The following is a 17,975-nucleotide window of genomic DNA, read 5'->3' on the forward strand; positions in this document are numbered from 1 at the left end:
GATTTATCTTTCCGTTTGATTTGTAGACGAAAACCCCCTGTCAGTAAGTCCGAGGCAGCATGACTTGCGGGTTCCACAAATGGAGGAAAATTTAAAATGGCAAAATATAGAAAACTTGGCAGAACATCTGACCAGAGAAAAGCATTATTAAGAAACCAGGTAACCAACCTTCTGTATCACGGAAAAATCGTTACCACTGAGACCAAAGCGAAAGAGATCCGCAAGATCGCTGAAAGCATGATCGCACTGGCTGTAAAAGAGAAAGATAACTTTGAGACCGTTACCGTTACTGCTAAAGTAGCTCGTAAAGATGCTGATGGCAAACGTGTGAAAGAAGTAAAAGACGGCAAAAAAGTTACCGTATACGATGAAGTTCAGAAAGAGATCAAAAAAGATCTTCCGTCCAGACTTCACGCTAGACGTCAGATGGCAAGCTTCTTCTATCCTGTAACAGAGGTTCCGACCGAAGCAGCAGGACGCAAGAAAAACACCAAGTCCATCGATATGCCACAGAAAATGTTCGATGAGATCGCTCCGAAATATGCAGACCGTAACGGCGGATATACCCGTATCATCAAGATCGGACCGCGTAAAGGTGATGCAGCTATGGAAGTTGTAATCGAGCTGGTTTAATCTGTAAATAGTTTTGAAATCCGCAGGGGCTGCCTCTTAATAGGTGGCTCCTGTTTTGTTGTATATCATATTTTATATGACACAATTGCGAAATTGTGGCAATGTACGGGGTTGCATCTGCTTTGCGAATAAGGTACAATACAGAATACAGAACAGCTAAAATGGGATACAAAGGAGAGCATTTGCATGGAGAGCAAGAAAAAAATGTTGTTTATTTTTAATCCGTTTTCCGGAAAAGCACAGATTAAAAGTAAACTGTTTGAAATTATCGATGTTTTTGTAAAAGGCGGGTATGAGGTCATTGTCCACCCGACGCAGGCAGTCGGAGATGGTTTCGAAAAGACAAAGGAGCTTGCGCCGCAGGTGGATCTCGTTGTCTGCAGCGGGGGCGACGGAACACTGGATGAAGTTGTCAGCGGTCTGATGGAAGTGGATCAGCGCGTTCCGATCGGTTATATTCCGGCCGGAAGCACCAATGACTTTGCAAACAGTCTTTCTATTTCGAAAGATATGGTACAGGCGGCAAAGGATATCATCGAGGGAAACCTGTATTCCTGTGATGTGGGAGCGTTCAACAACGACAGCTTTGTCTACATCGCTGCATTCGGCCTTTTCACGGATGTTTCCTATGAGACAGACCAGCACATGAAAAACATTCTCGGCCATCTGGCATACCTGCTGGAGGGATCCAAACGGATCTGGAATGTGCCGACGTACTGGATTAAAGTCGAGGCAAACGGGGAAACCTTTGAGGGAGAGTATATCTACGGTATGGTGACGAATGCCAAGTCCGTCGGCGGCTTCAAAAACCTGCCGGGACAGGATGTACGCCTGGATGACGGACTCTTCGAGGTAACCCTGATCAAACGCCCGAAAAACCCGCTGGAACTGAATGAGATCATTGCGTCCCTGCTGATGCAGGAGGATCACACAGACCTCATCGATTCGTTCAAGACCGACCGCATCATCATCGAGTCCAACCAGGAGATTTCCTGGACTCTGGACGGCGAATACGGCGGAGATCACGGCTATGTCTGCATCGAAGCGCGCAAACATGCCATGGAACTGGTTCTGAACAATAAGTAGGCACGGCTTTTTGATAAGTTTTTCACAAAAAAGTGCAAAAAAATGGATTTCGCTACGAAAACCATTTGGCATTTGCAGAAAGATGTTGTATAATAAAACCAGTTATGAAAGTAACAAGTATGCCGTAAGCCTGAAAACGGTACACGGCACAATTACAGACACAGGAGGTCATTTGAGCTATGTTAGTATCAGCAAAAGAAATGTTGGACAAAGCAAAAGCTGGCCACTATGCAGTTGGTCAGTTTAACATCAACAACCTGGAGTGGACAAAATCCATCCTTCTTACCGCACAGGAGATGAATTCTCCAGTTATCCTTGGTGTATCTGAGGGTGCAGGAAAATACATGACAGGTTTCAAAACTGTAGCTGCTATGGTAAAAGCTATGATCGAAGAACTGAACATCACTGTTCCGGTTGCTCTGCATCTGGACCACGGAACCTACGAAGGATGTTACAAATGCATCGAAGCAGGTTTCTCATCCATCATGTTTGACGGATCTCATTATCCGATCGAAGAGAACGTTGCAAAAACAAAAGAACTGGTAGCTGTTTGCAAAGAGAAAGGAATGTCTCTGGAAGCAGAAGTTGGTTCTATCGGTGGAGAAGAAGATGGTGTTGTAGGTATGGGCGAATGCGCTGATCCAAACGAGTGCAAGATGATTGCAGACCTCGGTGTAGATATGCTTGCAGCAGGTATCGGCAATATCCACGGTGTATACCCGGCTAACTGGCAGGGACTGAGCTTTGAGACTCTGGCAGCTGTACAGGAGCTGACAGGAACTATGCCGCTCGTTCTTCACGGTGGTACAGGTATCCCGGATGACATGATCAAGAAAGCCATTGACCTTGGCGTTTCCAAAATCAATGTAAATACAGAGTGCCAGCTTGCATTCGCAGCAGCTACACGTAAATACATCGAAGAGGGCAAAGATCAGCAGGGTAAAGGATTTGATCCTCGTAAACTGCTTGCTCCGGGCGCAGAAGCTATCAAAGCTACTGTAAGAGAGAAAATCGAACTGTTCGGTTCTGCAAACAAAGCCTGAGTTTAAGCACGAAAATGCTGTGCAGGATTCCTGGGGGACTTCCCCCTCAGGGTCCGCACAGTATTTTTTTTCGCGAGCAACGAGTCAAAGTCCGTGCTTGTACGAGACCTTGACGACTGCCGCGAAAGCTTTCATCGAATCCGCTAATTTTTTCGCCTGAATTAGGAAAGTTTTGTAAAATAATACGAAAAAGGGACTGAGTTCAAAAAAGCACTTGCGTTTTTGGGGTTTTTGAGTTATTTTAGTATCAGTTGGAAATCAAATCCATATGCGAATGTAAAACAAGGGCGTTCTACAAAAAATATAGCTTTTTTAGCTACCTTTTTGAGAACTCCTTTTTCTTGTATTAGGATCTTTTTAGAATCCGGCGGGAAGGTCGCATCGCAAAATTCACAAATGGAAAGGAAGAAAGAAAATGGGAGAATATGTAAATCCAGCCAAAATTTTTGGCGAAAATGTATTCAATGACACTGTAATGCAGGAACGTCTTCCAAAAAATGTTTACAAGAAGCTGAAAAAGATCATCGAAGAAGGCGGTGAGCTGGATCTTGCTACTGCAGATACGATTGCACATGAGATGAAAGAATGGGCAATTGAAAAAGGAGCAACACACTATACACACTGGTTCCAGCCGCTGACCGGTGCAACTGCAGAAAAGCACGATTCTTTTATCACAGCACCGATGCCGAACGGCAAAGTACTGATGAGCTTCTCCGGTAAAGAGCTGATCAAAGGCGAGCCGGATGCATCTTCTTTCCCGTCCGGTGGACTGCGTGCTACCTTTGAGGCAAGAGGATATACAGCATGGGACTGCACCTCACCGGCTTTCGTTCGTCAGGACGCAGCAGGCGCAACCCTCTGCATTCCGACTGCATTCTGCTCCTACACAGGAGAGGCGCTTGACCAGAAAACACCGCTTCTTCGTTCCATGGAAGCTCTGAATGTACAGTCCCTGCGTCTGTTAAAACTGTTCGGAAACACCACTTCCAAGAAAGTAACTCCTTCCGTAGGACCGGAGCAGGAATACTTCCTGGTAGATGCAGAGAAATTCCTGCAGAGAAAAGACCTGATCTACACCGGACGTACCCTGTTTGGCGCAATGCCTCCAAAAGGACAGGAGATGGACGATCACTATTTCGGAACCATCCGTCAGAGAATTGCTTCCTTTATGAAGGATGTCAACATTGAGCTGTGGAAGATGGGTGTTACAGCAAAGACACAGCACAATGAGGTTGCACCGGCACAGCACGAGCTGGCTTCCATTTATTCCGAGGCAAACGTAGCAGTTGACAACAACCAGCTCGTTATGCAGACTTTAAAGAGAGTTGCATGCCAGCACGGACTGAAATGCCTGCTGCATGAGAAACCGTTCGCAGGTGTCAACGGTTCTGGTAAACACGACAACTGGTCCATCACCACAGATGACGGCATCAACCTTCTTGAGCCGGGCAAAACACCGCACGAGAACATTCAGTTCCTGCTCGTATTAAGCTGCGTTCTGAAAGCCGTTGATGTTCACGCAGATCTGCTTCGTGAGTCCGCAGCCGATCCGGGAAACGATCACAGACTGGGAGCTAACGAGGCGCCGCCAGCTATTATTTCTGTATTCCTTGGAGAGCAGCTGGAGGATGTTGTAGAGCAGCTCATCAGCACCGGAAATGCAACAAAGAGCAAAAAAGAGGGCGTTCTGGAGACTGGTGTTAAGACACTTCCGGATCTCAAGAAAGATGCTACCGACCGTAACAGAACCTCACCGTTCGCCTTCACCGGAAACAAATTCGAGTTCCGTATGGTTGGTTCCCGTGATTCCGTTGCAGCTCCGAACATCGTACTGAACACCATCGTTGCAGAAGCATTCCGCGATGCATGCGATGTACTGGAAGGCGCTGAAAACTTCGAGGACGCTGTCCATGATCTGATCAAGAAGAACTTAAGTGAGCATCAGAGAATCATCTTCAATGGCGACGGATATGCAGATGAGTGGTTAGCTGAGGCAGAGAGAAGAGGACTTCCGAACATCAAATCCATGGTGTACGCAATCCCGGCACTGACCACTGATACCGCAATCAAACTGTTCGGCGATTTCAAAGTATTCACCGAGGCAGAGCTGGTATCCCGTGCAGAAGTTAAATTCGAGAACTATGCAAAGACCATCAACATCGAAGCAAAGACTATGATCGACATGGCAAGCAAACAGATCATCCCGGCAGTCATCAAATATGCGACTTCCCTGGCTGGATCTATCAACACCATCACCGCAGCAGGTGTTACAGCAGTTGGTGTACAGAAGAATCTGCTGAACGAGACAAGTGCACTGCTTGAGGAAACCCAGAAAGCACTCGACGAGCTGATCGCAATCGAGAATGCAGGATGCGAGATGGAAGACGGCGAAGCAAAAGCAAAATACTACTACGAGAAAGTTGCTCCGGCTATGGAGGCACTCCGTGCACCGGTTGACAAACTGGAGATGATCGTAGACAAAGAGATGTGGCCGATGCCGTCCTACGGCGATCTGATGTTTGAGGTTTAATCCGCAGACGGTCTGATAAATTGTAAAAATTCTGTGAAAACAGGGCAGAAAAAGAGGCTGTTTTTGACAACAGCCTCTTTTTTTAGTATAATGAAGATTAGCTGTTGCCAGAAGAAAAAGGCGGACAGCGCTGCCGGAAGAAACGGCAGGAAAACATGGAGGAAACGCTTCTGGATTTCGAAGGAAAACAGAAGTATACAGAACAATGAATGCAGAACTGGAAATTTTAGGTGTGAAGCTGAAACATTACCGCGTCGATGCGGCGATGGAGATTGCAGAGGAATACCTCTCAAACGATAAGCTGAACACCATCGGGATTGTTACGATGCAGATGCTGATGCAGGCGAGCAAGGAACCGACGTGGAAACAGTATATCGAAGATCTGGATCTGACGGTCATCGGGGAAACCGAGGTGCTGGAGGCAGCAGGAATTGACCCGGAGACGCCGTCCTATGAGGAAGTGGAGACGAACGAGTTCATCGCACGCTTTTTCTGGGGACTGATTCAGAAGAAAAGCCGGATTTTCGTACTGGGCGACACTGGGGAAGAACTGCAGACACTGCAGAAATATCTGACAGAAACGTATCCCGGCATTGAGATCGGAGGCGGTGCTGTCGTCGAGACGCTGGAGGAATCCGCGTTTGACAGCCTGGTCAACGAGATCAACAGCCAGACGACGGACGTGATTGTGAGCGGCCTTGCGGGAACGCGGCAGGATCGTTTCGTTCTGGAAAACAGCAGCAAAATCAGCGCAAAAATCTGGCTGAGCCTTGGCGAGCATTCGACGCTGCAGAACGAGGCCGGTATAAAAACGAGCTGGTGGGGAACTCTGCTAAAGAAGAATACGTTCAAGTGGATGGTAACAAAATATAACAGCGAAAAGGACGGTTGAAGTTCATGAACTGGATACGGAACAAACAGCAGTGGAGAGATTATCTGCTGATTACGCTGGGAACCGCGGTCATGGCGGTTGCGACCAGCTCGATTTACGACCCGGCGGGGCTTGTTACTGGAGGATTTTCCGGTCTTGCAATCGTCATCAAACAACTGAGCCAGATGCTGTTCGGAAAAGGAGTTCCGCTCTGGGTGACGAACCTTGTGCTGAACATTCCGCTCTTTCTGTTCGGAATCCGCATGAGCCGCGATTTTCTGGTGAAAACCATCTTCGGAACCCTGATGAATACGTTCTGGATTGCCGTTCTCCCGGTGCTGCAGCTGGTGCCGGATGACAGGATGCTTTCCGCACTGTTCGGCGGCGTTCTGATGGGAGCAGGCATCGGCCTCGTCTTCATCGGAAACGGTACGACGGGCGGAACGGATATGATGGCGGCTCTGATCCAGAGAAAGCTGCGCCACTATTCCGTTGCACAGGTTATGCAGGTGCTTGATGGAATCATCGTCATCGCCGGTATTTTTGTCTTCGGTATCCACGCTTCGCTCTATGCGATCGTGGCAATCTACGTGACGACGAAAATGACGGATGCCCTGATGGAAGGTATGAATTATGCGAAATCCGCGTTTATCATTACCGCGCATCCGGAGCAGGTAGCCGATGAGCTCATGAAAGAACTCGACCGCGGCGCGTCCGGCATCCACATCAAGGGAATGTACACGGGCGAAGAGCGTATGATGGTATTCTGTGTTGTGGGCAAAAAACAGATCCCGCAGCTCAAACAGATCGTAGGAACGATCGATCCGAACGCGTTTGTCGTTGTGTCGGATGCAAGAGAGGTCTTAGGAGAGGGCTTCCAGACGGATTTCTCCTGACCTTTTTACGTAATTTGTGGTATAAATGTTGTGTTTTCTCTTCCTTTTTTGTCTATTTTGTATTAATATAAGTATATCTGTGAGGTACTTTGCATCAGGCGCAGAACCATAGGGGTGTGGATATGCCTGGCAATGAAAGCGGGTGCAGCCGGAGACAAACTATAGGATGAAAGAGGGAAGAAAATATGATTTCAAATCAGATTTTACAGAGTACCATTGAGGGAATCAAAAATATTTCGCGTGTCGAACTCTGCGTGACTGATGTAGAAGGAAAGGTTCTGGTAACGACGTTTCCGGAGGTTGAGATCAGCCAGAATGATATTGTAACGTTTGCGCAGTCTCAGGCAGATTCCCAGACCATGAAAAATTATCAGTTTTTTAAAGTATACGATGAACACCAGCTGGAGTACATTCTGGTTGTAAAAGGCGGAAACGATGACATTCACCTGATCGGGAAAATGGTTACCTTCCAGATTCAGGGCCTCCTTACCGCCTACAAGGAGCGCTTCGATAAAGACAACTTTATCAAGAACCTGCTGCTCGACAACCTGCTGCTGGTCGACATCTACAACAGGGCGAAGAAGTTACATATTGAAGTGGAAGCACGCCGCCTTGTATTTATTCTTGAGACAAATCCGGATAAGAACAGCGGGGCGCTGGAAAGCGTCAAGAGTCTGCTCGGTACCAAATCCGGTGACTTTATAACTGCAGTTGATGAGAAAAACATCATCATCGTAAAAGAACTTGCTCCAGGTGAGGATTATGCCCAGATGAACAAAGTGGCAGCCACCATTCTGGAAGCAGCAGGAAGAGATGAGGAGGGGAAAACCCACGTTGCTTACGGTACCATTGTCAAGGAGATCAAAGAAGTATCGCGTTCCTATAAAGAAGCCAGAATGGCGATGGACGTCGGAAAAATTTTCTCCGCTGAGAATGATATCTATGCATACAGCTCACTGGGCATCGGCCGTCTGATTTACCAGCTTCCGATCCCACTGTGCAAAATGTTCATCAAAGAAATTTTCGGCAACAAATCGCCGGATGACTTTGATGAGGAGACACTGACAACGATCAATAAATTCTTTGAAAATTCTCTGAATGTCTCGGAAACCTCGAGACAGCTTTATATACACCGAAATACCCTTGTCTATCGGCTGGATAAGCTGCAGAAGAGCACGGGACTCGATCTTAGAGTTTTTGAAGATGCGATCACATTCAAGATTGCGCTTATGGTTGTGCAGTACATGAAATACATGGAAACGCTCGATTATTAAGCGAGAACCCTTGAAGGAGGAATTGCATGATAACATTGGATAGTGTAAGTAAGAGTTACGCGAAAGGCCAGCCGGCCGTCAACAACGTATCCTTACACATCGAGAAGGGGGAATTCGTCTTTATCGTGGGAAACAGCGGTTCTGGAAAATCGACGCTGATCAAGCTCCTTTTGAAAGAACTCGAGCCCACATCCGGTACCATTAAGGTAAACGGACAGATCTTAAATAAAATGAAACGCTGGAGAGTGCCGAAATACCGCCGCGGTGTCGGCGTCGTATTCCAGGATTTCCGCCTTTTAAAAGACCGGAATGTCTATGAAAACGTAGCATTCGCACAGCGTGTCATCGAGAAACCGAACCGCGTCATCAAAAAGCGCGTGCCGGAAGTCCTGACGCTGGTCGGACTGGCAGAGAAGTACAAATCCTTCCCGAAGGAGCTTTCCGGAGGAGAGCAGCAGCGAGTTGCCGTGGCAAGAGCCATTGTCAACCGGCCTGACATTCTTCTGGCGGACGAGCCGACCGGAAACCTGGACCCGGGAAACTCCATGGAGATTATGAAGCTCCTGGAGGAAATCAACAACAGAGGAACGACCGTTCTTGTGGTAACCCACAACCGTGAGATCGTCAACTCCATGAAAAAACGCGTTATTACCATGCGAAAAGGCGTGGTAGTCAGCGATGAGAAGGAGGGCGAGTACCATGAGGTTTAGTACACTGGGCTACAGCATCAAACAGGGTGTCAAAAACATCTGGAGAAACAAGATGTTCTCGCTGGCATCCATCGCAACCATGGGAGCCTGTATCTTTCTTTTCGGTATCTTCTTTGCGGTTGTCATCAACTTTAACTACATCGTAAAAAATGCCGAGACAGATGTATCCATGACCGTCTTCTTCAACGAAGATGTGGATCAGGCGACGATCGATGAGATCGGAACGGAGATCAAGGCCAAGACCGATGTGGTCAAGGAATGTAAGTATGTTTCCGCGGATGAGACGTGGGAAAACTTTGCAAAACAGTATTTCGAAGGAAAAGAGGAATACAAGGACGGCTTTAAGCCAAACGACAACCCGCTCGCAACTTCTGCTCACTACGAGGTTTACGTATACCAGGTAGAGACGCAGGATGCACTGGCTGAGTATATCCGCTCGCTGGACGGTGTCCGTGAGGTTAAACAGGCCGAGGGCGCAACAACAACGTTGACGACGATGAACCGTGTCATTGGCTACGTTTCCATCGCGATCATCCTGATTCTTCTTGCCGTATCTGTTTTCCTGATCAGCAATACCGTCACGATCGGTATTTCGGTCCGGAAAGAGGAGATCGGTATCATGAAGCTGATCGGTGCGACGAACCTGTTTGTAAGGGCTCCGTTCCTGATCGAGGGTATCCTGATCGGTCTTGTCGGAGCAGCGATTCCGCTGGGGCTGCTGTACGTTGTATACAACAGAGTCATCAGCTACGTTATGACGGAGTTCAGCGTACTGTCGAACTTTATGGCATTCATGCCGGTATCGGCCGTCTTCCGGATTCTGCTTCCGGTCGGACTCATTCTCGGTATGGGAATCGGTCTTGTCGGCAGTATCTTTACGATTCGAAAACACTTGAAAGTCTGATAGGATTAGACAATATAATGAAGTAAAAATAAGTCCCGGAATCCGTCAAAAGATTCCGGGATCTTTCGATTGGGAGGCATATTTTGGAAGAGCTGATGAAGGAAGAAAAAGAGGGCGTAAAAGCGGCAGAGCAGGAAAAACCGAAAAAGCGCAGAAACAGAAAGAAAAACCGAAAAAATGAGATGCGGAAGAGCTACTTTGCGGGCATGATTTCGATGCTGGCGATTGTAATGATCGTGCTTGTCGGAACAACGTTTCTCTGGCCGGGAAGCAGTGCGGACCACCCCGGCGGCTTCTGGTCGTGGCGGAAGACGGCGGCGATCAAAGCGATGATCAGCCAGCTTTACGCGGGCGATGTGGATGACACAGAGCTGTCGGATGCGATGTATAAAGGGATGATCAGCGGCCTCGGCGACAAGTATTCTACGTATTACACGAAAGAGGAATACGAAGCGATCAAGACAGCGCAGGAGGGTTACTATCAGGGCATCGGTGTTACGGTGACGCTGGACGGCGATAAGCTGCAGGTCACCGGCGTACAGGACGATACCCCGGCGGCGAAGGCCGGTATTCAGGCGGATGACCGCATTGTGAAGATTGACGGGCAGACACTCGAAGGCTTAAGCCTCAACGATGCGGTCGGTCTTCTGAAAAACAGCGAGAACGATACCGTGACGCTTTCCATCGAGCGGGAAGGCGAGGCGGATCTGATTGAAACGGAAGTCACAAAAGAGAAGCTTGCGGCGATTGTGGCAGACGGTAAAATGCTGGACGACAAGATCGGCTATCTGGCCATCAGCGAGTTTACAGGGCTTACCTCCGAGCAGTTCCAGAAAGCATACCAGTCACTGCAGGATCAGGGCATGGAGCGCCTGATCATCGACCTGCGCGGCAATCCGGGCGGCCTTGTGACGGCAGTCTGCGACACCCTGCGCCAGATCCTGCCGGAGGGACTCATCGTGTATACCGAGGATAAAAATGGAAAACGGGAAGAGTATACCTGCGACGGCGATACCCCGATCTCGATTCCACTCGTCGTGCTGGTCAATGAAAATACGGCAAGTGCGGCAGAAATCTTCACGGGAGCAGTCAAAGATTACGGCATCGGAACGATTGTCGGAACGACGACATTCGGAAAAGGCATTGTCCAGAATACATTCCAGCTCTCGGACGGCAGCGTGGTGAAACTGACGATTGCCCATTATTACACGCCGCTCGGAAACGACATCCACAAGGTCGGCATTACGCCGGATGTCGAGGTGGAGCTGCCGGATGACGCGACGAGCGATGTGCAGCTCGAAAAAGCGCTGGAAGTTGTCAAAGGACTGGAAAGTGCGGAATAAAATAAGAATTTTCACAGAAAAGCAGGAAAAAGGTAGGAAAAAAAGCACGAACGTGTTATCTTAGTAGAGGAGCCGAAAACAGATCTTGGCAGGCTCTAAAAGAAAGTGAGGAAAGACAGATGAACTTTACAGAAAGAAGAAAACAGGTTTTTGATAAAATGGACCAGGATTCCGCACTGCTTTTGTTTTCCGGAATCGAGCTGCATGTCAGCGCAGACGAATATCTGCCGTTTGAAGCAAACCGCAACTTTTTCTATCTGACCGGCCTTCGCAGAGATCACATGATCCTGATGATGAAAAAGACCGCAAAAGAGGAGAAATCCATTCTGTTTATCGAGGAAGCGGATCTGAACCAGGAGAGATGGTTTGGAAGAAAAGTAACCGTATCCGAGGCACAGGAGATCACCGGAATCGATGACGTTCGTTTCCTGGATTCCTTTGAGGGCGTGGTAAACCGTCTGATGGCACGCGAGGACATCGGAACCCTGTATTTCGACTGCTACCGCTATCAGGTCGAGGATCTGCCGGATTACAACATGGTAAAGGCAGAGGAGTTCGCAAAGAAATTCCCGGGCAGACCGATCAAAGACATTGCGCCTGTCATCGCGGCACTGCGTATGCAGAAGGATGCGGATGAGATCGCACTTGTCCGCCAGGCAATCAAAATCACGGATGATGCGCTGAAATTTGTAATGAAAAACCTGAAACCGGGCTGCACCGAGTATCAGGCACAGGCTGATTTCGAGTACAAGATTTTCCACGAGGGAGCAGACGGAACCGCATTCCCGACGATCGCAGGAAGCGGTGCAAACGGAACGATGCTGCACTACGACACCAACCGTGACGTGTGCGAGGATGAGACCCTGCTTCTGATGGACCTCGGAGCAAAATTCCAGGGCTACTGCGCAGATATCACCAGAACGTATCCAGTCAACGGAAAATATACGGAACGTCAGAGACAGGTTTACGACGTTGTTCTGGCAGCAAACCGCGCCGTTGCAAAAGCAGCAAAACCGGGTATGACATTAAAAGAGCTCGACGATATCGCAAAGGATGTTCTCGGCGAGGGCTGTGTGAAACTTGGCCTGATCGAGAAGAAAGAGGATGTCGGAACCTATTACATGCACGGCGTTTCCCATCACCTCGGCATCGATGTACACGATGTGACCGCGGCATGGAACGACAAGCTGCGTCCAGGCGCCATCATCACCGATGAGCCGGGTCTTTATATTGATGAGTGGGAGATCGGAATCCGGATCGAGGATGATATCCTGATTACAGAGGACGGATGCGAGGTTCTTTCCGAGAATCTGATGCGTGATCCAGACCAGATTGAAGCCTTTATGCAGGAAAAAGAGGCGTAAGAAAAAAACTACGGAGGATTTAGTTAGATGAAAATTGCAGTTACATACGATAACGGGAATATTTTCCAGCATTTTGGAAAAACAGAGAATTTTAAGGTTTACGAAGTAGAAGACAATCAGGTGGTTTCCAGCGAAGTGATCGGATCCAACGGAACCGGCCACGGCGCACTGGCAGGCCTTCTTTCCGAGCAGGGCGTGGATGTTCTGATCTGCGGCGGCATCGGCGGCGGTGCACAGGCTGCTCTTGCTGAGGCAGGCGTAGAGCTCTGCTCCGGAGCGGAGGGAGATGTGGATGCAGCGGTGGAAGCTTACTTAAACGGAACGCTCACATCTGCGGGTGCAACCTGCGATCACCACGATCACGAGGAAGGCCATTCCTGCGGCGACCACTGCGGAAGCCATGAGGAAGGGGAGAGCTCCTGCGGCGGTTCCTGCGGAACCTGCGGCGGCGGATGCGGTGCACCGACTCCGGTTATGGAAGGTAAGAATGTCGGAAAAACCTGCCGTACCCACTACAGAGGAACCTTCAACGATGGAACCCAGTTTGATTCTTCCTACGACCGCGGCGAACCGCTCGAGTTCATCTGCGGTGTGGGGCAGATGATCCGCGGCTTCGATGCAGCCGTTGCAGAGATGGAAGTCGGCGAAAAAGTCAACATCCATCTGATGCCGGAGGAGGCTTACGGAATGCCGGATCCGAACGCAATTTTCACCGTTGCGATCGCACAGCTTCCGGGAGCAGAGGAAGTAGAGATCGGACAGCAGGTTTATCTGCAGAACCAGTATGGCCAGCCGTTCCCGGTAAAAGTTACTGCAAAAGACGAGACCAATATCACGTTTGATGCCAACCATGAGATGGCTGGAAAAGAGCTGAATTTTGAGATTGAGCTGGTTGAAGTGAAATAAAAAAATGCATAAAAAAGAGTGTCAGGACGAAGGAGCCAGGCACTCTTTTTTGATGCGCAGAAAAATCAACGATTCCCATTTCCGATTTCCGTTATTTTTTGTAAAAGTAAACAAAAAATGACCAAAATTCATTTTTCACCATTTCAAATATTGACTAATAGTCATTTAAGTTGTAAGATGTGGTACTAGAAAAACAAGTTAAAAATGAATCAGAGGAGATGAATGAAAATGGTTAAAGTTGGCAAATGGATTGCCAAGCACAGGATTCTGATGCTGATCATTGGATTTCTGCTGATTATTCCGTCAGTCATCGGAATGGCAGCAACGAAAGTAAACTATGATCTGCTCAGCTATCTGCCGGAGCATCTGGAAACTGTAAAAGGACAGGACATTCTGGTAGATGAATACGGCATGGGTGCGTTCTCCATGGTTGTCGTGGAAAACATGGAAATGAAGGACGTACAGAAACTCGAAGAAAAATTCGAGCAGGTAAACCACGTAAAAGAAGTTTTATGGTATGACGATGTGGCAGACATCAGCGTGCCGGTTGAGATGATCCCGGAAAAACTCCGGAAAGCATTCTACAATGGGGATGCAACCATGATGCTCGTTCTGTTCGATAATACGACTTCTTCCGATGACTCCATGGAGGCAATCGAGGATCTTCGTAAAATTGCGAACGAGCAGTGCTTCATCGGCGGTATGACCGGTGTTGTTACCGATATCAAAAACGTAGCATTAAAAGAGCTGCCGGTTTACGTTGTCATCGCCGCAGTTTTGAGCCTCGTTGTCATCGAGCTGACATCGACTTCCTTCGTTGTTCCGATCCTGTTCCTGTTAAGTATCGGACTTGCAATCCTTTACAACCTGGGAAGCAACGTGTTCCTTGGTGAGACTTCCTACATCACAAAAGCGCTGACCGCCGTGCTGCAGCTTGGTGTTACGATGGACTACTCCATCTTCCTGCTGAACAGTTTCGAGGAGAATAAAAAGCGTTTCCCGGATGACAAAGAGCGTGCGATGGGCCATGCAATCGCCAACACGTTCAAATCCGTAGCCGGAAGCTCCGTTACCACCGTAGCCGGTTTCCTGGCACTTTGCGTTATGACCTTTTCCCTTGGCCGCGACCTTGGTATTGTTATGGCAAAAGGCGTTCTGATCGGCGTTGTCTGCTGTGTTACCGTCCTGCCGGCCATGGTTCTGGTATTTGACAAGGCAATCGAGAAAACGAGACATAGACCGCTGGTAAAGAGTCTGGATAAACCATCCGCTTTTATCACCAAACATTATAAGGCGTGGGTTGTGATCTTCCTGATCCTGCTGTTCCCGTCGATCTACGGAAACAATCATACCCAGATTTACTACAACATTGCGCGTTCTCTTCCGGCTACCCTGGACTGCAACGTGGCAAATGATGAGGTAAAAGCGCAGTTTGACGTAAGCAACATGCATATTGTGATGATGGATCGCGATATGGATTCCAAACAGAAAAAGAAAATGATGGAGGAGATCGGCAACGTAAAAGGTGTCAAATCGACCATCAGCATGAGTTCCCTGCTTGGACCGACGATTCCGGAATCCATGATCCCGGAAAATCTCCGAAGCATGCTGCAGAGCGATGAGTATGAGCTTGCATTTGTGAGCTCTGAATATGAGTCCGCAACAGATGAAGTAAACGAACAGGTCAAAGCGATTGACAAAATCGTAAAATCCTACGATAAAAATGGAATGGTCATCGGTGAAGCACCGTTGATGAAAGACCTGCAGGATGTTACCGATGCTGACCTTGTCAACGTAAACGTGCTTTCCATTGGTGCAATCTTTATCATCATTCTGCTGATCTTCAAATCGATTTCTCTGCCGATTATTCTGGTAGCAGTCATCGAGTTTGCAATTATGCTGAATATGGCAATCCCGTATTATCAGGGAACCAGCCTTCCATTCGTGGCCAGCATCGTAATCGGAGCGATTCAGCTCGGTGCAACCGTGGACTACGCGATCCTGATGACAACCCGTTATCAGAAAGAGCGCCAGAATGGAAAAGACAAGAAGGAAGCTATCAGTATTGCCCATAAGACCAGTATGCCGTCCATCATCAGCAGTGGTCTGAGCTTCTTTGCCGCAACCTTCGGTGTGGCCTGCTACTCTCAGGTTGAGATGATCGGTTCCATCTGTACTCTGCTTGCACGGGGCGCGATCATCAGTATGGTCGTTGTTATCCTGATTCTGCCGGCCATGTTTATGATTTTCGATAAACTGATCTGTAAGACATCGATTGGATTTTTAAAGAAGAAAACAAAATAAAGTATGACAAATCCCCTGTACCGGAAGTAGCTGGTGCGGGGGAATTTTTTTGCTTTGCGTTCAAATTTCTGATATGACGGATAAGATTCTGCCACGGATTGAAGACTGGAAGAACCGGCCACTGGACGAGGTCTATCCTATTCTCCACATCGATGCAATCCATTATTCTGTAAGGGATAATGGCGTGATCCGAAAGCTTGCTGCTTATCCAATGCGTCGTAAAACCCCTTGCTGTGGGGAGTGTCAAATGGAAGAAGTATACCGGAAAAGAAGAAGGATAATACGGAAAATCTGAAAAGATAAAAACTACTCTTTATGAAGCGTATTCTCATAGTGACAGATCACTGGATGATATCCTGGCGTTTATTGAAGGAAGAGATGATGATATTGACTGGTGAGGGATGGGGAAAACAGTCTTTAGGGTACTTTTTTCAGGAAGTTCACAAAATAGGTAACTGTTTCATTTGATAAATATAGTATATTCTGGAAACGTGTTCTGTGTGTGGTGAGAAAATTAAGGGTTTCTAAAATAATGAACATTATATTGACAGAAATACTCCGGGGAAAAATAAAAATCCCCGGAGTATTTTTACGTGTTTCTATCTAAAAGCACCATCAAAAATCATATCAGCAAATCTTACATTCCGGTCACTCACCGCACCAGACAATTCAAACATTCCTTTAGTACCATCTGTGACAATCAAAGTCAAGGTATTTTCATGAAAATAGAATTTCCATGTTTGTGAATGCCCGGTTTCCTGCCAGCATATAGTCAAAAGAAGGGTACTCTGGTCTACCCAACTGTGATGGGCAGCATATTTCCAAATACGGTTTCTCTGTTCGTCTCCAATAAGTGGGCTATTTGACGGAATTTCAATTGCATATGTGGTTTCTCCAAACAAATCAACAGTACAGGAACTGTGAATAGTCTGCATTTCATCGATTACAAACTCCATACGGCTGTTGCCAATTTCAAAGCGAAGAGTATGTTTTTCATCTGATGTACGACTGCGTAAATCAAATTCTTTTCCCTGAAGCATATGCATTAGATAAGAAGCACTCGGCGAATATACAACAGGAGTTTCCCACTGGTTCATTACGTTTTTCATGTATTGGTAACACCATGCATCACGAGGTTTCGGCTGCTCAGTTATGTTATTAAGGATATACTTTTCAATCAGAGGGAAAATTCTGCTTCCATCCGTTTCTTCAGCAGTAGTTGTAATAACCATATCCATTTTCGGAAATACCATGCAATACTGGCCAAATGCTCCATCAGCACGATAGCTCCCCGGACTGTTCTCCCAAATTTGATATCCATAGTGGCGGCCCCATCCGGCACATCCCTGCACGTTTGTGGAAATGTGGGGGTATGATGCCTCCGTAACCCATTCTTCCGTGAGAATGCGTATGCCATTGTAAACACCTTTATGTAAGTACAAAAGTCCCAGCTTTGTGAGATCACGTGGAGCAATCAAAAGCCCCCATGCTCCAGTGTTAACATCTCCATGTTTATCCCAACTGACATCTGTAATCTCCATAGGATCAAATAGATGCTTCTGTAGCCAATCTTTCAGGCACATGCCAGTCACACGGCTGATAAGTTCTGACAGCATATAAGTTCCTCCGGAATTATAGACAAAATGAGTTCCTGGCTCATATACTATTTTTCTGGTAAAAAAGATTTCCGGCCAGGGTCTTATGCCATTGCACATATCTCCCACTGTATCCACGCCATGACCCGTACTCATAGTCAAAAGATGGCAAATTTTTATGGTACGGGCTGCATCATCCATGTCCAAATCTCGACATTCCGGAAAATAATCAAGAAGGAAATCATCTACCCGCAACAAACCTTCTTTTACCGCAATCCCTATAGCCGTGGATGTAAATGTTTTGCTTACGGAATATACCAATCTTTTATCAAGTGCACAAAACGGATATTTGGAAACTTCTGCTATCGCTTTATCATGGCGAACAATATGAAGAGTCCGCAATTTATAATTTATTTCATCACATTCTTTCAGAAACTGGGCAATAGCTACAGAGGAAATGCCTACATCTTCAGGAATATAAAATTTATTGAATAATTGTGTCATCAGAATTCTCTC

Annotated in this window: 14 protein-coding genes and 1 pseudogene; 14 read left to right on the forward strand and 1 reads right to left on the reverse strand. The window is 47.4% G+C overall.

Annotated elements, in window-relative coordinates:
• Positions 1 to 96: 96 nt before the first annotated feature.
• The 14 genes and pseudogenes from DWY63_RS03665 to DWY63_RS03730 form a co-directional block, all read left to right on the forward strand.
• The gene (locus DWY63_RS03665) at positions 97 to 633 is read left to right on the forward strand and encodes a bL17 family ribosomal protein (RefSeq protein ID WP_022461577.1); all 537 of its coding nucleotides are present in this window, start codon (positions 97 to 99) and stop codon (positions 631 to 633) included.
• 186 nt (positions 634 to 819) lie between these two features.
• On the forward strand, positions 820 to 1,719 hold the full coding sequence (locus tag DWY63_RS03670) for a diacylglycerol/lipid kinase family protein (protein WP_022461578.1): 900 nt from the start codon (positions 820 to 822) through the stop codon (positions 1,717 to 1,719).
• A gap of 179 nt (positions 1,720 to 1,898) precedes the next feature.
• On the forward strand, positions 1,899 to 2,762 hold the full coding sequence (gene fba / locus DWY63_RS03675; RefSeq protein WP_022461579.1) for a class II fructose-1,6-bisphosphate aldolase: 864 nt from the start codon (positions 1,899 to 1,901) through the stop codon (positions 2,760 to 2,762).
• Positions 2,763 to 3,177: 415 nt separating this feature from the next.
• The gene (locus tag DWY63_RS03680; protein ID WP_117761415.1) at positions 3,178 to 5,292 is read left to right on the forward strand and encodes a glutamine synthetase III family protein; all 2,115 of its coding nucleotides are present in this window, start codon (positions 3,178 to 3,180) and stop codon (positions 5,290 to 5,292) included.
• Positions 5,293 to 5,497: 205 nt separating this feature from the next.
• Positions 5,498 to 6,184, forward strand: coding sequence for a WecB/TagA/CpsF family glycosyltransferase (locus tag DWY63_RS03685; protein WP_117510477.1), 687 nt, complete (start codon positions 5,498 to 5,500; stop codon positions 6,182 to 6,184).
• Positions 6,185 to 6,189: 5 nt separating this feature from the next.
• Entirely contained in the window at positions 6,190 to 7,059 is an 870-nt protein-coding gene (locus DWY63_RS03690; protein ID WP_117801370.1) for a YitT family protein, read from the forward strand.
• A 185-nt stretch (positions 7,060 to 7,244) separates the two neighbouring features.
• Positions 7,245 to 8,333, forward strand: coding sequence for a PucR family transcriptional regulator (locus tag DWY63_RS03695; protein ID WP_117510479.1), 1,089 nt, complete (start codon positions 7,245 to 7,247; stop codon positions 8,331 to 8,333).
• 26 nt (positions 8,334 to 8,359) lie between these two features.
• Complete coding sequence (gene ftsE, locus DWY63_RS03700; protein ID WP_022461638.1) at positions 8,360 to 9,043, forward strand: cell division ATP-binding protein FtsE; 684 nt, start codon at positions 8,360 to 8,362, stop codon at positions 9,041 to 9,043.
• Positions 9,033 to 9,947 carry a permease-like cell division protein FtsX gene (gene ftsX / locus DWY63_RS03705; protein ID WP_022461639.1) on the forward strand — a complete coding sequence of 305 codons (915 nt, stop codon included), beginning with the start codon at positions 9,033 to 9,035 and terminating at the stop codon, positions 9,945 to 9,947. Before ftsE ends, ftsX begins: the two co-directional genes overlap by 11 nt.
• 83 nt (positions 9,948 to 10,030) lie before the next feature.
• A complete protein-coding gene (locus tag DWY63_RS03710; RefSeq protein WP_055220738.1) occupies positions 10,031 to 11,290 on the forward strand; it encodes a S41 family peptidase in 1,260 nt (419 codons plus the stop codon).
• A gap of 119 nt (positions 11,291 to 11,409) precedes the next feature.
• The gene (locus DWY63_RS03715; RefSeq protein WP_117801372.1) at positions 11,410 to 12,654 is read left to right on the forward strand and encodes an aminopeptidase P N-terminal domain-containing protein; all 1,245 of its coding nucleotides are present in this window, start codon (positions 11,410 to 11,412) and stop codon (positions 12,652 to 12,654) included.
• Between the two features lie 27 nt (positions 12,655 to 12,681).
• On the forward strand, positions 12,682 to 13,560 hold the full coding sequence (locus DWY63_RS03720) for a NifB/NifX family molybdenum-iron cluster-binding protein (protein ID WP_117801374.1): 879 nt from the start codon (positions 12,682 to 12,684) through the stop codon (positions 13,558 to 13,560).
• A 228-nt stretch (positions 13,561 to 13,788) separates the two neighbouring features.
• Positions 13,789 to 15,864, forward strand: a complete 2,076-nt coding sequence (locus DWY63_RS03725) for an efflux RND transporter permease subunit (RefSeq protein WP_117801376.1) — start codon at positions 13,789 to 13,791, stop codon at positions 15,862 to 15,864.
• Positions 15,865 to 15,928: 64 nt separating this feature from the next.
• Positions 15,929 to 16,072: pseudogene (locus DWY63_RS03730) on the forward strand (transposase); the annotation flags it as partial.
• Positions 16,073 to 16,463: 391 nt separating this feature from the next.
• On the opposite strand, the gene DWY63_RS03735 reads toward DWY63_RS03730, so the two are convergent.
• Positions 16,464 to 17,963, reverse strand: a complete 1,500-nt coding sequence (locus DWY63_RS03735) for a serine hydrolase domain-containing protein (RefSeq protein ID WP_117801377.1) — start codon at positions 17,961 to 17,963, stop codon at positions 16,464 to 16,466.
• Positions 17,964 to 17,975 lie beyond the last annotated feature (12 nt).

It is taken from the genome of Blautia sp. AF26-2, assembly GCF_003460955.1.
Lineage (GTDB): Bacteria > Bacillota > Clostridia > Lachnospirales > Lachnospiraceae > Fusicatenibacter > Fusicatenibacter saccharivorans.